Consider the following 14,357-nt stretch of genomic DNA (forward strand, 5'->3'; position numbering starts at 1 on the left):
GGGGGCGCTTTGCCCCCGCTACGCTCCCTCGCCGCAAGCGGCTCGCGCAGCTACGGCGCTACGCAGTGTACCCATTCACAGTTCCTCTAATTCATTTGCGAGGCGGGTTGGGCTACCCACTGCTGAATTTCTGGCATGAGTTCGAGTGGTGATTTGCCGTCTTGCGTGCAAATGTTGGGATTGGCCCCATAATGTATCAGCAATTCAACCATGTCGCGCTGGCGCTCAAGCGCTGCGATAGTGAGGGGGGTCACCTTGCTTTCAGGTGACATGATATTGGGATTTGCGCCATGGTTAAGCAGGAGTTTTGCAAGCGCGTAGAGGCCATTGATAACACAATAATGTAGTGCGCTGATGCCCTCGTTATCCAGCGCATCAATGTGGCAACCTTTCATGAGAATGATTTCTGCGATTTTTGTGGCAAGGCTGATTTGGCGCGGTTCGGTCATGATGTTGGCGCAGAGCAAGTGCAGCGTCGTGTGGCCTGCATAATCACAGCTTGCAGCGCTGGGCGAGGCTAGCAATAGGCGATCAGCGATTTGCAGATGTTCCATCTTCAATGCGATGTGGAGTGCAGTAGTGGCGCGTGTACCTGCTAAAAGGACAGGGGAGGCACCATGATGGAGCAACCACTCCACCACTTTCGCCCGCCTCTGACGAGTAGCCTCCATCAGAGCGGTTGTCTGACGAAGGGGGTGCGAAACGTCGATCGGCAGCCCACCATCGTGGAGGCTGCGCATCGTATTCCAGTCAGCAGTGGTTACGGCACTGAACCACGCATAGGCTTGGTTTGTGGCATCTTTCGAGGGTCTTCCATGTTCCAGTAAGGTCATTTGACCACCTGTTTTGGGTTGTGTTATTGAGCTGGATACCATCTAGGGTTGTATTCTTCGCTCACTAAATATGCAACTAATAATTTTAAAATTAAATTTTTATTAATTACAGGTTGTATATATAAGTTTGAGTGCAAGCAATTGACCTAAGTCAAGCAAGCGGTTTTTTTACTTCTGGGAAAATGGAGAGTTCATGCACTATTCAGCGCGCGAGACTTAATTGTGCGCTTTCTAAGCTGTGTACGATATGCTCGGCCAGCATTTCTGAAGCCTTAGATAAGTTGTCACGTTTCAGGAGGGCGATTTCTGCATCAGCGAGTTCTGGCAATTTTATTTCTTTGCGAATCTGATGAATGCCACTAGGCAACATATTGGCGGGCAAAACGGTGACGCCCAATCCAGCTTTCACTGCTGCAATTGTACCAGCGAGACTCGGGCTGGTATAACTAATACGCCATGGCTTCTTAATTTTATCCAGCGCCGCTAGTGCTCGCGCGCGATAGATGCATGGTTGAGGTGATAATACCAACGAAAGAGGCTCTTCGACTTTGTGGTGATCTGCCGCTGCCCAGACTAGAGGCTCGCGCCAAACTTTAGTACCGCCCTTTGCCGCCTTGGGATCACGCTTAACCAGCACAACATCGTAATGACCGCGACGAAAACCCTCTATGAGGTTCAGTGTTAGGTCGCACGACACATTCAACTTCACGCGTGGATGATGTTGGCGAAAAGTGGAAAGCACGTCAGGTAGGTAATGTGTCGCGAAATCCTCGGGCGTGCCAAGGCGAATGTCACCCTCTATGTCTGGCTCTTTAAGGCGGCTATATGCTTCCCAATGTAACTGCATGATGCGCTTCGCGTATCCAAGGAAGATTTCACCATGCTCGGTGAGTTGCACTTTGCGTTTAGAGCGGTCAAAGAGTTGGCATCCCAAGCTTTCTTCAAGCTTCTTTATTTGCAAACTAAGTGCAGATTGTGTGCGCCCAATACTCTCTGCGGCGCTGCTGAATGTGCCTGTTTCAGCAATTGATATAAAGCTTTTGAGAACATGTGTGTCGATGTGAAATGGCATCGCTTACCTATAAGTAATTCTTATAGAATATATAATAACTATCAATTTTCAATATAAATATATTTATCGTATTGGCAGCACACCAATACACACAGCAAGGAAACTTATGGAATTTTTGGAACTCATATCACAAAACGTACTTTCGCCCGCCATCCTGTTTTTTGCGCTGGGTATTATAGCGGGTTTTCTAAAATCCGATTTGGAAGTACCAGACAGCATCAGCCGCTACTTGTCGCTTTATCTCATGATGGCGATTGGCTTCAAAGGTGGTGTAGCGATTGCCAATACGCATGACCTTAACGGCGAGGTGATTGCCGCGATCGGTGCGGGTTTGCTCATTGGTTTTCTACAACCCTTTCTTGCCTATGGTTTGTTGCGTCTAACCTCCAAGTTGGACAGCCCAACTGCTGCCGCAGTCGCTGCGCATTATGGCTCGATTAGCATGGTGACATTTGTAACTGCCGCCACGTTTCTTAAAGCCAACGAAGTTGTCTATGCGGGTTATATCGTTGCTGTTCTAGCGTTGATGGAAGCACCTGCCATTATCTCTGGATTATTCATTGCTCACCGTGCGTCACCACAGACCAAGCATGCACGCGAAGAAAAGAGACTGTTTAGTCGCGAGATATTCACTAATGGTGCCATTCTGCTTCTGACTGGCGCATTCCTTGTCGGCTGGATTACAGGTCAGCCAGGCATGAATAAGGTGGCTGGCTTCTTAGATGCGCCGTTTCAGGGGATTCTCTGCTTATTCCTGTTGGATATGGGTTTGTTAGTGGCGCGAAACCTCCACCAACTGAGAAGCTTCACTTGGTCGCTGGCGCTGTTCGGAATTTATATGCCGCTTATTGGTGCGGGCATCGGCTTAGTCGCCAGTCGTTTGATAGGGCTGGATGTGGGCACAGGAACTTTGTTCACCGTGCTATGTGCCAGTGCGTCTTATATCGCTGTGCCTGCCGCCATGCGCCTTGCGCTACCAGAAGCTAGAGCTGCGATTTACGTGCCGATGAGCCTTTCTATTACATTCCCCTTCAATGTGACGCTGGGCATACCGCTCTACTTTGCGTTGGCTGAGAGACTTCTTACTTAATCACTTACGTAAAGGGACAAACTATAACGAAGACCATCACGATAGATCGAGATTCAGCGTTTGCCTCTTTGCTCCACGCACCAGAATAATAGGCTTAATTAATTGATTTTTATTGATTTTGCCGTATTGGGGGCCGAGTGTAAAATGGTGCGGATGAAAGGACTTGAACCTTCACGCCTTGCGGCGCCAGAACCTAAATCTGGTGCGTCTGCCAATTTCGCCACATCCGCGCAGACTCTGCATTATAGAGTGGTATCCACTTTAGCAAGGTTTTTTACTTGCTGGTAGTGGACTCTTGTGCTTTTTAGCGCGCTCAATCATTCCAACCATAGAGAAGACCATGCAAGTAACAGCCAAGGCACATAAGGGACTTAACTACAGCTACAGCGTGACGGTTCCTGCCGCACAACTCGAAACACATATGGAAAGCGAGCTGCAAAGCCTCGGCCAGAAAGTGAAAATCCCTGGCTTCCGTCCTGGTAAAGTTCCAATGAACGTACTCAAGCAGCGTTATGCAAAAGACGTGATGGGCGATGTGCTGCAGCTCGCAGTGAATAAAGCGACGAAAGAAGTGGTTGAGAAAAACAAGCTACGCCCAGCGCTTCAGCCAGACATCAAAATCACTGAATTCAAAGAAGGCGGTGATTTGCAATTTGATATCGACGTGGAAGTGATGCCAGAAGTTCCCGAAATTAAGTTCGAGAAATTCACGGTGGATCAGTACAACGTGGAAATCAGCGAAGAAGAAGTAATGCAGAGCCTGACGCGCCTTGCAGAAACCCGTAAGCATTTACATATAGAAGAGGCAGGCAAAGCGGCAGCGAAAGGTTCTGTCGTAAAGATTGACTTCTTGGGCAAGATTGACGGCGTGGCATTCCCAGGCGGTGCGGCACAAGGCCACATGTTGGAGCTTGGCTCGAACCAATTCATCCCAGGTTTTGAAGACCAACTGATTGGCACCAAAGCGGGTGATAAAGTAGATGTGAAGCTAAGCTTCCCTAAAGATTATCACAGCAAAGACTTGGCGGGTAAGCCAACTGTATTCGAAGTAACGGTACATGAAGTTCACCGCGTGCACACGCCAGATGTGAACGACAAATTGGCAGAAGGTTTTGGCTTCAAAACCCTTGCTGAGCTCACCGATGCAGTGAAAACCCAAATGGCGCAAGAAGCTGGCCGCGCGGGTCGTGAGAAGTCGAAGAAGCAGCTCTTTGATATTCTCGATGAGAAAGTTGATTTCGAGGTGCCAAAGAAAATGCTGAGCAGCGAATTCGACAGCATCTGGAAGCAAATTGAAGAAGCGAAAAAGCAAGGCGACAAGGAACTTGAAGGCAAGTCCGATGCTGAGCTGAAAAAAGAATACGAAAAGATTGCTGAGCGTCGCGTGCGTCTTGGCATCATTCTTTCGGAAATTGGCCGCATCAATAAACTGCAAATCACCAAAGAGGAACTTTCCGCAGCCGTGATGCAGCATGCACGTCAATTCCCAGGCCAAGAAGATAAGGTGTTCGAATATTACCGCTCGAATCCAGCAGCGCTGGATGATCTCAAGGGCCCAATCCTTGAAGAGAAGGCAGTGGATTTCATCTTAGAGAAAGTGAAGCGCACCGAAAAGAAAGTGACGCTTGATGATCTGATGGGCGATGAGAGCGCTGAAGGCGAAGGCGCCAAGTCAAAGAAGAAGAAAAAGTAGTGGCTTAAAAGGCGCACCTCTTTTTTTCGCACGCTCTGTTTCCTATCTTTCTGCTGATAGCTGTCTTGACCAACTGGTTATAAACGGTCTAGGCTCAGATAATCATTCAGGGAGATACTCATGCGATTCAATACGAACGATATGCTCGACAGCTATCATGAAACCGCCAGCCTCGTGCCAATGGTGGTAGAGCAATCCAGCCGAGGTGAACGCGCCTACGATATTTATTCGCGCCTGCTTAAAGAGCGTATTATTTTCCTTACGGGCGAAGTCGAAGACCATATGTGCTCGCTCATTGTGGCGCAGTTGCTGTTCTTGGAATCGGAAAATCCCGATAAAGAAATCTTTATGTACATCAACTCACCTGGTGGTGTGGTGACGGCGGGTCTGTCGGTTTATGACACGATGCAATATATTAAACCAAAAGTAGCAACGCTTTGCATTGGCCAAGCATGCTCGATGGGTTCCTTGCTGCTGACCGCCGGTGCGGCTGGCATGCGTTATGCAACGCCTAATGCACGTATCATGATTCACCAGCCAAGCGGCGGTTTCCGTGGTCAGGCATCTGACATTGAGATTCACGCGCAGGAGATTTTGAATCTGCGTCGTCGTTTGAATGATATGTATGTGAAGCATACGGGCCAGAAGCTGCCATCCATCGAAAAAGCGATGGATCGTGATAATTTCATGAGTGCAGAAGAGGCGCTGAAGTTCGGTCTGATCGACGAAATCGTCACGAATCGCGGCGATGCTGAGAAAAAGGTGAAAAAATAAGGATTGCCGCACCGCAGGATGATGTTGCGGCGCGGTGGCAACAGGATACGATTTTTTAACCATTTCGTGTCTAATATGAATCAATGCTACTACCAGATGTGCCATGAAGGTCGTTAGAGTAGGGCAAAAGGAAGCGTGTTATGAGCAAACCTCGCGAATCGAAAACCACCCGTTACTGCTCGTTCTGTGGAAAGAGCGAACATGAAGTCCGCAAATTGATTGCGGGCCCAACGGTCTTTATTTGCGACGAGTGCGTTGAGCTCTGCGTTGATATTATCCGCACCGCCGACAAATCGACCGTAACGACTGAGTCGCCTGAAGAAGTTGCGTCACCGCAGCAGATTCGCAAGGTGCTGGATGATTACGTGATCGGCCAAGAGCGCGCGAAGAAAGTGCTCTCGGTGGCAGTTCACAACCACTATAAGCGCATTTCGATTATGGAGAAATCCAAAGAAATCGAGATTGCCAAGTCGAACATCTTGATTGTTGGTCCTACGGGTTCGGGTAAAACCTTGCTCGCGCAGACCTTGGCTCGCATTCTTGACGTACCGTTCACGATGGCGGACGCTACCACGCTGACCGAAGCAGGTTACGTGGGTGAAGACGTTGAAAACATCATCCTGCGTTTGCTGCAGGCGGCTGATTACAACGTTGAGCGTGCGCAAAAAGGTATCGTGTATATCGATGAGGTTGATAAAATCTCGCGCAAGTCTGAAAACCCATCTATCACCCGTGACGTGTCGGGTGAGGGTGTGCAACAGGCCTTGCTGAAAATCATGGAAGGCACGGTAGCTTCGGTTCCGCCGCAGGGTGGTCGTAAGCATCCACAACAGGAATTCTTGCAGGTTGATACCAGCAACATCCTCTTCGTGTGTGGTGGTGCGTTTGCGGGAATCGAAAAGATTATCGCGCGTCGTCAAAAAGGTTCGTCCATCGGTTTCGGTGCTGACGTTCGTAATACGGACGAGGCGAAGCCTGGCGAAATGTTTAAGTTGCTTGAGCCTGAAGATCTGTTGAAGTTTGGCCTTATCCCCGAGTTTATCGGTCGTTTGCCAGTGATTGCAACGCTCGATGACCTTGACGAGGCAGCGCTCATCAACATTCTGACCGAGCCAAAGAACGCGCTGGTGAAGCAGTACAAGAAGATGTTCGAGATGGAAAATGTCGAACTCAAGTTCACAGACGATGCGCTCAGTGCGATTGCTGCAAAAGCTATTGCGCGTAAAACAGGTGCACGCGGTCTTAGGGCTATCTTGGAAGAAATCTTGCTCGATCTGATGTATGACGTACCAGGTGCCGAGGATATCTCGGAGGTGGTCATCAACGCCGATGCAGTGAATGGCAAGGCTCAGCCTGTCATTGTGCATGATGGTGGTAAGAAGACGACGGGCAAAAAAGGCGCCTAAAAGGCTAAATTTTAGGCACTGATTTTCCTTCACATCCCCTTTTATTCGCGTAAACTAATCCTATATCTCTTCTGACTTCCTTCGCACCCGAAACCCCAAGGTCTTATGAGCACACCAAGCCTTTACCCCGTACTCCCACTGCGTGATATCGTTGTATTCCCTGGCATGGTGGTGCCACTTTTTGTTGGTCGTGAAAAATCCGTGAAAGCGCTTGAAGCGGTTGTTAAATCCAACAACAAGATTTTGCTCGTGTCGCAGCGTAATGGCTCGCAGGATATTCCTACCCAAGAAGACCTTTACCGCGTGGGTACGATTGCTACCGTGCTACAATTGTTGCGCCTGCCAGATGGTACAGTTAAAGTTTTGGTTGAAGGTGTTAGCCGCGCAAAAGTCTTAGAATTCAAAGACAACGCAGAATATTATGAAGTGGCTGCTGAGGAAATGGAAGAGTTCTTGGGCGACCCAGTCGAGACGGAAGCCATGTTCCGTTCGGTCATTGCGAAGTTCGAAGAATATGTGAAGCTCAACAAAAAGATCCAGCCCGAGACATTGGGCGCAGTTTCTAAAATTACCTCGCCGTCTGTGTTGGCTGACACGGTAGCAGCGCACATGGCGATTGATATTCCGCAAAAGCAGGAAATTCTTGAATTCACCAAGATCGCTGAGCGTTTAGAGCATGTCTATGCGCTGATGGAGTCGGAAATCGGCGTGCTCAACACGGAAAAGCGTATTCGTGGCCGCGTGAAGCGCCAGATGGAGAAAACCCAGCGCGAATATTATTTGAATGAGCAACTCAAAGCGATTCAGAAAGAATTGGGTGAGCTTGACGAAGGGCGTGACGAATTGGCAGAGCTTGAGGAGAAGCTCAAGAAAACTAAGCTTTCCAAAGAAGCAAAAGAGAAGTGTGAAGCTGAGCTTAAGAAGCTACGCACGATGAGCAGTATGTCGGCGGAAGCGTCGGTGATTCGTAACTATCTCGATTGGATGGTGACGATTCCATGGAAGAAGGCAACTAAGATCAAGACTGACCTGACGCTTGCCGAAAAAGTGCTCGATGACGACCACTATGGTCTTGAGAAGGTAAAAGAGCGCATCTTGGAATATCTTGCGGTGCAGGCGCGCACCAAGCAAATCAAAGGACCCATTCTTTGCCTTGTTGGCCCTCCAGGTGTGGGTAAAACATCGTTGGCACGCTCGATTGCGAAGGCAACGGGTCGTAATTACGTGAAGATTGCGTTGGGTGGCGTGCGTGACGAAGCTGAGATTCGCGGTCATCGTCGTACCTATATCGGTTCGATGCCGGGCAAACTCATTCAGTCGATGAAGAAGGCAAAATCATCCAATCCAATGATACTGATGGATGAGATTGATAAAATGGGCCACGATTTCCGTGGTGATCCTGCCTCAGCATTGCTGGAGGTGCTTGATCCTGAGCAGAACAAGAACTTCAACGACCATTATCTCGAAGTGGATTATGATTTGTCGGACGTGATGTTCATCACCACCGCCAACTCGCTCGATATGCCACGTCCATTGCTGGATCGTATGGAGATCATTCGCCTGTCGGGGTACACTGAAGACGAGAAGGTGAATATCGCGCGGATGCACTTGATTCCGAAGGTCCTCAAAGACCATGGCTTGAAGAAGGACGAGTGGACGATTTCCGAAGACGCGTTGCGTGGCGCCATTCGTTACTACACGCGTGAAGCGGGCGTACGCAGCCTAGAGCGTGAAATTTCGAAGATGGTACGTAAGTCTGTCAAAGAAATCATGATGGGCAAGAAGACATCTGTTCACGTTAGCCTCAAGAATCTCGGTAAATTCCTTGGCGTGAAGAAATACAGCTATGGCGCGGCAGAGGAAAAAGACCAAGTGGGCGTAACGACGGGTCTTGCATGGACCGAAACGGGTGGTGACCTGCTGGTGATTGAATCAGTGGTGATGCCAGGCAGAGGTAAATTCACCGTCACGGGTAAACTCGGTGACGTGATGAAGGAGTCTGTGGAAGCGGCGTCGAGTTATGTGCGCTCGCGTGCGTTGGATTTCGGTATTAAGCCGCCAGTATTCAAGCAAACCGATATTCACGTGCACGTGCCAGAAGGCGCGACACCTAAAGATGGTCCGTCCGCAGGTATTGCAATGTGCACGACGATTGTCTCGGTGCTGACAGGCATTCCTGTGAGCAAGAACGTGGCGATGACAGGTGAAGTAACGTTGCGTGGCACAGTATTGCCTATTGGCGGCCTCAAAGAGAAGTTGTTGGCGGCGTTGCGTGGCGGCATTACTAAAGTGCTCATCCCGCATGAGAACGTCAAAGATCTCGAAGAGATTCCTGATAATGTGAAAAAGGGTCTTGAGATTATAGCCGTGAAGCATGTGGATGAAGTCTTGAAACATGCATTAGTGCGCATGCCGGAGCCTATTAAAGATTGGGTAGAGGTTGAGGATGCAAATGTCCTCAAGAAGTCAGACGAAGACGAAGATACTAGCGTAAGACCGCATTAATCGACGTGTACTTCTAAACCAATTTTCATATCGCTTGTTTGCAACCATTGATGGTGCGTTTTCCGCATTACTTTCGCATAAGTTTGCACATTCGCTGCTTGCCTATTTTATAAGACATTCCGCATGTTAACGCACCTTGACATAGGCCAGTACTGCACCTACATGACCCTTAAGAATCATTAATTAAATTCTAGCTAGAACAGACCTCAAGAGTACCCATGTTACATAACCAACAGACCATCAAAAACGCCTCAAACTTCCTTAAAGTGCTTGGAAACTACTATCGTTTGCAAATCGTCGATTTATTGATTTCGGGCGAGAAGAACGTGACTGAGATCAATGAACATGTTTCAGTGAGCCAGCCCGCTTTGTCGCAGCATCTTTCCAAATTGCGCCGCGCTGGGATTGTTTCGTTTCGTCGTGACCGTCGCCAGATTTATTACACCATCAACGACCCAAGCGTGCTCAGCCTATTAAAAGTGATGGTGGATTTCGTTCCGCAATCTGCGCCAACTCGCGATAAACTACAGGCGTAATTAACGCCCCAGTCTCCAATACCCTCTAACTTACTTAATTGTCATCATACTGTCATGATTAATGGGATATAATCATTGCTCAACTAATGAGCATGTTGTGACAGAATCCGCAGATGACATATTGAAGCGCTTAGGCTTCACTGAAAAGAACATCTCCAGCATCGTTGGGCGGGGCAAAAGAAACTCGCCTAAAACACTGCAACTTATTCGTGAGACGCTCACCGCAAGGGCAGATGATTTAGCTGCGCTGATGGAAGCAACGGGGTTCGATGCGAAAAGCCTGTCCAGTATGCTTCATGGCGCTGGGGCGCATATTGCCACGGGCATTGAGGCGCTAGTCGCGAATAAAGACAAGCTGAAAGGAATGGTCGATGCTGGCACGTTCGATGCGAAAAGCCTGTCCAGTATGCTTAATGGCGCGGGGGCGCATATCGCCGAAGCAATCGACGCAATCTATACGCGTCAGGATAAATTGAATGCGATTGTGAGAGGTGGTTTTGCAGCTACTGAAGTGGCTACACGGTTACATGCCGTCGCTACCAGCGATTTAGGTGCAGAAATCGATGCGTTGTATACATCGCTATACCCTGAATTGAATAGCAACACTGTGATACCAGCAGGTGCAGAGGCGCAGATTGTAGATGGCAGTCCTGCAACGCTTGCCGCCCAGCAGCAAGTGGAGAAATAATAGCGATGAAGATATATGCACAGCAGATTACCCGCGAGAAGGCACTAGTCTACGATTTGCGAGCGATGGTTAATGGCGAGAAGCGTTATTTTATAGTGAAAGTTTCACCTGCCAAACGCACTGCCTTTTTGCACGCAGTTGAGAAGGATGCAGGGTTTCGACTAGAGGATTACGGCGATATTATTCACCGAGGCTGGAATGAGCCTGAAGACGGGCTAAAGGCGATGCTGCGTGAAAAATATGGTATGTATCAAGAAGAAATAGTTTCTTAACGCCCGCGACTTTGGTCTTTTCCCGTTTCTTTGACGGTTCCTAGATACTGCTCTTTGCTACGCATGACCATGCGCGCCAGCATTTTCAGCAATGCAGCAAGCTTCTTGCGGCCTTCAGGGGTGCTTACGTCCACCTCGTCGAGCATTTTGGGATCGAGTGTCTGTAGCCCGTAGGTAAGCTTATATTCTAGCGGATTGGTGATGACGGTTTCGGCTAGCTGGCTTAGCGCCTCGGCCAAATCCTCGTGCGACATTTGATCCATTTCCTCGAAGGTCGGCAGGGTGCGGATGTCTTCGGCGTCGTCGGAGGGTTTAATGGATGGCGGGTTTGTGCTCATTGGTCGCGCCCCCCTCAGGTGTCACCATGGCAAGTGCCATGAACTCTTCGAATTTGGAGAACCCCAAAAACGCCACACCCGCTTGGAGATTATCCATCGTATCGCCGCCTAGATTTTCATTTACCCATTTGACGCGGTTAGATGGGCGGTCGCTGGCGATGTAAGCAAAATAGTTGAAAAACTTGTGCCCTGGGAAATTGAACTTGAGCGTTTTATTGACCACATCAATAGTGAAAGAGCCAATCAACGTGCCGTTTTTGAACACGTGAGTGGTTTGGCCTTGCTCTTCGATCTGGATGCCAAATTTTTCGTAGGATTTCTGGGTCATCCAGCGCTGATAGCAGTCTTGGGCGTGTGTTTCAAGATTCTTAGGGGAAAAACAGCTAGGCTACTTGCGAGCTGCCAATGCGTGTTGCAGTTAAGATGACTTCACCGAATTTGGGCGATACCAGTTTTTGCAGGACCATGCGCTTCACGCTGGATTCAAAATTGCGCAGCGCATCGCCGAATAACGTCGTATTGACGGTGATTGCAGAAAGCCCGCCATCCGCCATAGGATTGACGCACTGGGCAAAGCCCCCGTCGATCAATTCAATGTAATCATGCGGATTAAACATCGTATATTCCGGTTCATTGTGACTCATAGCACCTACAGAATGTAACAAATTTCTGCTGATTTCTGTATGACATTTTTATGAAAACGTATGGTTTTATCGAAGTTATCCACAGGCTCGGTGTGCGGATGCATATGGGCTATGCAATCTTCGCAATACTCGCTCATCCGCTTCGCCTTTATAACTGCGGCATACGTTGATTGTATGTCTCGCAGATTTGCCCCGTCAGGAAACTGGCGGGGCTTTTTGCTGGTAGACTATAAATTCTTCTCGCCATCACTTAATTCCGCGTAACTATCCGCCATGAGCTGTCCTCGGCTGACGCGAAACTGATTTGCCGCATCTTGTGAGCGCGCACTTTCAACTGAATTGGTGGAGGAGCTCATGCGTGGTCGTGAAGCAAGTTGCACAATACTGGTCACGATGCGCGATAAATTTCCCACGCTACCAAATGCATTACTTGTGTTACTCGCGTTGTTCTGGCGCGCGGATTTTGTCACGAGAGATTGCAGTTCTTTGGTGAGTTGTTGGCGTGCGTCACTCAATAGTTTTTGCGTGTCGCGCTCTAATGTCCTGCGCAATTCATTACGTATCGAATCCATCAGCCGTTTTTGCTCGCGTTCGGCGCGTTCGGCAGCAGTTAAGCGTGATCGTGTCATGTGTCTCTCCTATGATGGAAGAGTTAGGCATGATTTCGCGTTATCAGGAAGGGGGAGGGTTAACCGCGTGTATTAGCAAGCGACTGCGCTTCTTCAAGCGATGCTTGTGCCGTTACACGTGCCTGCCAGCTATCTGCTTGCGATGGGCCAGAACTCGCATAGCGTTCAACAAAGCTTGGTGCGGTAGATGTCATCGGTGCAGAATTATCGGCCTGCACGCGACCTTGGGTTTGTGCCTTCGCAAATGCTTGCACCATGCGATGTGCTTGGTTCTGCGAATCAATATCCGAATAAAGCACATTGCTGCGCTCAGAAATTTCCGTGGCGCGGTTGGAGAAAATCAAGCTTCCTATAAATGTAACGCCTGAAACAGCTAATGCTCCAATCACGACTGGCCAGCCAATGGTTGCCAAAGCGCCTAAGCCCCCACCAAGACCAATGGTAGCTGCCAAAGCGCCTAGAATGGAGGTCGCACCCCAAAACATGTATTGAGATATATTACGGCTAAAATCCGCTTTCTTCTGATTCTCGACATAGGCTTGGGTTTGCTTGCGCATCAGCGGGGTTGCTGCAACGCCTAATGTCTCGCTATTCGGACTGTGTTGACCATGTGCCATATGTATTCTCTAGGTTTATTATAGCGCCTAGATGCCCAAGAAACATGACAGTTTTGTGAAGAAATGGGGGAATTAGAGGCTGTCTAAGGCGATTTCCTTAGCAGCAATGGCCTGCGCTTTAATGCGGTCAGTAAAGCCCTGTTTTGCAGGGGGCGTAGTGATTTTTGCCTGCTGCAGTTCATCGGCGCGTTTTGCAGCGATTTGGTAGGCAGCTCCATCAAACTGCATGGCTTCCGCGACAGCTTTCGCAGGGCGGTAACGATCTTCCAGCCAGCCATTGGCAATCGAGAGCAACGTATCTGGGCTAGCGTTTGGCAGATGTGGTTGCAGCTTGCCAATCAGTGCCTGTGCCAGTGTGCCATTGGGCGTAAACGCTGCTGCGAGTGCTTCGTGCATTACGCGTTGGCCGAGTGCGCCTGCTGCAACGTGGGTTGCACCTTCAGGGCCGTGTGGGTCAGATTCTTGAACCAAACGCCCAGCGATTTCTTTGATTTTGCCTTCTGGCATCACGTTGCCTTGATGCATGACAGTATTATTGGCAAGTGCCTGTTCAACTTCTTGAGTCGTGAAATCAGGCGATTTGAGGAGTGCGACATATGCCGCTTCTTCGGCGGCGCGATTCGTCAGAATATTACGCGCACAACGCGTGGCCTCAGCATGTGGTAGCGGATAGAGAGGTAGAAGTTTGTTCCATTCCTTCTCGATCTCAACCGCGAATAGATGTGTGAATTTCCCATTTGGGTCGATCGCTTGATGCAGTGCTTCGTGTACTTCAGTCGTATGTGCGACTGCTTCATTCACGGTTTTGCCAGCCGCTAGATAGGCGCGAGCAAGGGCGGTGGTTTCACGCACGAGTTTTTGCCGCTTATGCGGTGGTAATGAAGTGGTTGAGCTCATATGCAATTTATTGCGAAAGATTCGCAATAAGTACAATGAAGATTATGTGACAGCTTAAAAAGCGCCAATTTCCGCCAAATCTATAGGCTTGCCAAGCCTTTGCGCTTTGGCTATAGAGTCGCTTCCGTTCAGGAATGGCCAGATAGCTCAGATGGTAGAGCAGGGGATTGAAAATCCCCGTGTCGGCGGTTCGATCCCGTCTCTGGCCACCATTTCCTCATTTCGCTTCATCTCACCAAACATCAAATATCCTTATAAAACTTAGGCTAATGGCCGATTTTTCAAATCACGTCATTTCATAATAAATCGTGACATATCACCCATATCTGGGTACAAATCTGGGTACATTTTGAAGGTACCCAG

Annotated in this window: 16 protein-coding genes and 2 tRNA genes; 9 read left to right on the top strand and 9 right to left on the bottom strand. The window is 49.0% G+C overall.

Features of this window, described 5'->3' with window-relative positions; genetic code table 11:
• Positions 1-86 precede the first annotated feature (86 nt).
• Together J0M34_00925 and J0M34_00930 are read right to left on the bottom strand one after the other, a co-directional pair.
• A complete protein-coding gene (locus J0M34_00925; GenBank protein MBN8542811.1) occupies positions 87-833 on the bottom strand; it encodes an ankyrin repeat domain-containing protein in 747 nt (248 codons plus the stop codon).
• A 202-nt stretch (positions 834-1,035) separates the two neighbouring features.
• The gene (locus tag J0M34_00930; GenBank protein ID MBN8542812.1) at positions 1,036-1,905 is read right to left on the bottom strand and encodes a LysR family transcriptional regulator; all 870 of its coding nucleotides are present in this window, start codon (positions 1,903-1,905) and stop codon (positions 1,036-1,038) included.
• A gap of 106 nt (positions 1,906-2,011) precedes the next feature.
• Between J0M34_00930 and J0M34_00935 the strand changes: the two genes are divergently transcribed.
• On the top strand, positions 2,012-2,995 hold the full coding sequence (locus J0M34_00935) for a sodium-dependent bicarbonate transport family permease (GenBank protein ID MBN8542813.1): 984 nt from the start codon (positions 2,012-2,014) through the stop codon (positions 2,993-2,995).
• Between the two features lie 145 nt (positions 2,996-3,140).
• On the opposite strand, the gene J0M34_00940 is transcribed toward J0M34_00935, so the two are convergent.
• Positions 3,141-3,225 (bottom strand) — tRNA-Leu (locus tag J0M34_00940).
• Positions 3,226-3,335: 110 nt separating this feature from the next.
• On the opposite strand from J0M34_00940, the gene J0M34_00945 reads away from it, so the two are divergent.
• The 7 genes from J0M34_00945 (at position 3,336) to J0M34_00975 (ending at position 10,869) form a co-directional block, all read left to right on the top strand.
• Complete coding sequence (locus J0M34_00945) at positions 3,336-4,688, top strand: trigger factor (GenBank protein ID MBN8542814.1); 1,353 nt, start codon at positions 3,336-3,338, stop codon at positions 4,686-4,688.
• Positions 4,689-4,808: 120 nt separating this feature from the next.
• The gene (clpP, locus tag J0M34_00950; protein MBN8542815.1) at positions 4,809-5,462 is read left to right on the top strand and encodes an ATP-dependent Clp endopeptidase proteolytic subunit ClpP; all 654 of its coding nucleotides are present in this window, start codon (positions 4,809-4,811) and stop codon (positions 5,460-5,462) included.
• Between the two features lie 140 nt (positions 5,463-5,602).
• Positions 5,603-6,868 (top strand): ATP-dependent Clp protease ATP-binding subunit ClpX, encoded by a 1,266-nt coding sequence (gene clpX / locus J0M34_00955; protein ID MBN8542816.1) that lies wholly within the window; start codon positions 5,603-5,605, stop codon positions 6,866-6,868.
• 105 nt (positions 6,869-6,973) lie between these two features.
• Positions 6,974-9,373 (top strand): endopeptidase La, encoded by a 2,400-nt coding sequence (gene lon, locus J0M34_00960; GenBank protein ID MBN8542817.1) that lies wholly within the window; start codon positions 6,974-6,976, stop codon positions 9,371-9,373.
• A gap of 218 nt (positions 9,374-9,591) precedes the next feature.
• Positions 9,592-9,909, top strand: a complete 318-nt coding sequence (locus J0M34_00965; protein MBN8542818.1) for a winged helix-turn-helix transcriptional regulator — start codon at positions 9,592-9,594, stop codon at positions 9,907-9,909.
• A 97-nt stretch (positions 9,910-10,006) separates the two neighbouring features.
• Complete coding sequence (locus tag J0M34_00970; GenBank protein ID MBN8542819.1) at positions 10,007-10,597, top strand: hypothetical protein; 591 nt, start codon at positions 10,007-10,009, stop codon at positions 10,595-10,597.
• 5 nt (positions 10,598-10,602) lie between these two features.
• Entirely contained in the window at positions 10,603-10,869 is a 267-nt protein-coding gene (locus tag J0M34_00975) for a hypothetical protein (protein ID MBN8542820.1), read from the top strand.
• Here J0M34_00975 and J0M34_00980 read toward each other — a convergent pair.
• The 6 genes from J0M34_00980 to J0M34_01005 all read right to left on the bottom strand — a co-directional run bounded on the left by J0M34_00980 (position 10,866) and on the right by J0M34_01005 (position 13,994).
• Positions 10,866-11,207 carry a hypothetical protein gene (locus J0M34_00980; GenBank protein MBN8542821.1) on the bottom strand — a complete coding sequence of 114 codons (342 nt, stop codon included), beginning with the start codon at positions 11,205-11,207 and terminating at the stop codon, positions 10,866-10,868. The genes J0M34_00975 and J0M34_00980 overlap by 4 nt on opposite strands.
• Positions 11,182-11,535, bottom strand: coding sequence for a hypothetical protein (locus tag J0M34_00985; protein MBN8542822.1), 354 nt, complete (start codon positions 11,533-11,535; stop codon positions 11,182-11,184). Before J0M34_00985 ends, J0M34_00980 begins: the two co-directional genes overlap by 26 nt.
• A gap of 55 nt (positions 11,536-11,590) precedes the next feature.
• A complete protein-coding gene (locus tag J0M34_00990; GenBank protein ID MBN8542823.1) occupies positions 11,591-11,851 on the bottom strand; it encodes a hypothetical protein in 261 nt (86 codons plus the stop codon).
• A 227-nt stretch (positions 11,852-12,078) separates the two neighbouring features.
• Positions 12,079-12,480: a hypothetical protein gene (locus J0M34_00995; GenBank protein ID MBN8542824.1), complete on the bottom strand. Its 402-nt coding sequence runs from the start codon at positions 12,478-12,480 to the stop codon at positions 12,079-12,081.
• 59 nt (positions 12,481-12,539) lie between these two features.
• Positions 12,540-13,097, bottom strand: a complete 558-nt coding sequence (locus tag J0M34_01000) for a hypothetical protein (protein MBN8542825.1) — start codon at positions 13,095-13,097, stop codon at positions 12,540-12,542.
• 72 nt (positions 13,098-13,169) lie between these two features.
• Positions 13,170-13,994 carry a hypothetical protein gene (locus tag J0M34_01005; GenBank protein MBN8542826.1) on the bottom strand — a complete coding sequence of 275 codons (825 nt, stop codon included), beginning with the start codon at positions 13,992-13,994 and terminating at the stop codon, positions 13,170-13,172.
• A 136-nt stretch (positions 13,995-14,130) separates the two neighbouring features.
• Between J0M34_01005 and J0M34_01010 the strand changes: the two genes are divergently transcribed.
• Positions 14,131-14,206: transfer RNA gene (locus tag J0M34_01010), tRNA-Phe, on the top strand.
• The last annotated feature ends 151 nt before the right edge of the window (positions 14,207-14,357 follow it).

This window comes from Alphaproteobacteria bacterium (assembly GCA_017302575.1).
Classification (GTDB): Bacteria; Pseudomonadota; Alphaproteobacteria; order Rickettsiales; family UBA3002; genus JAFLDD01.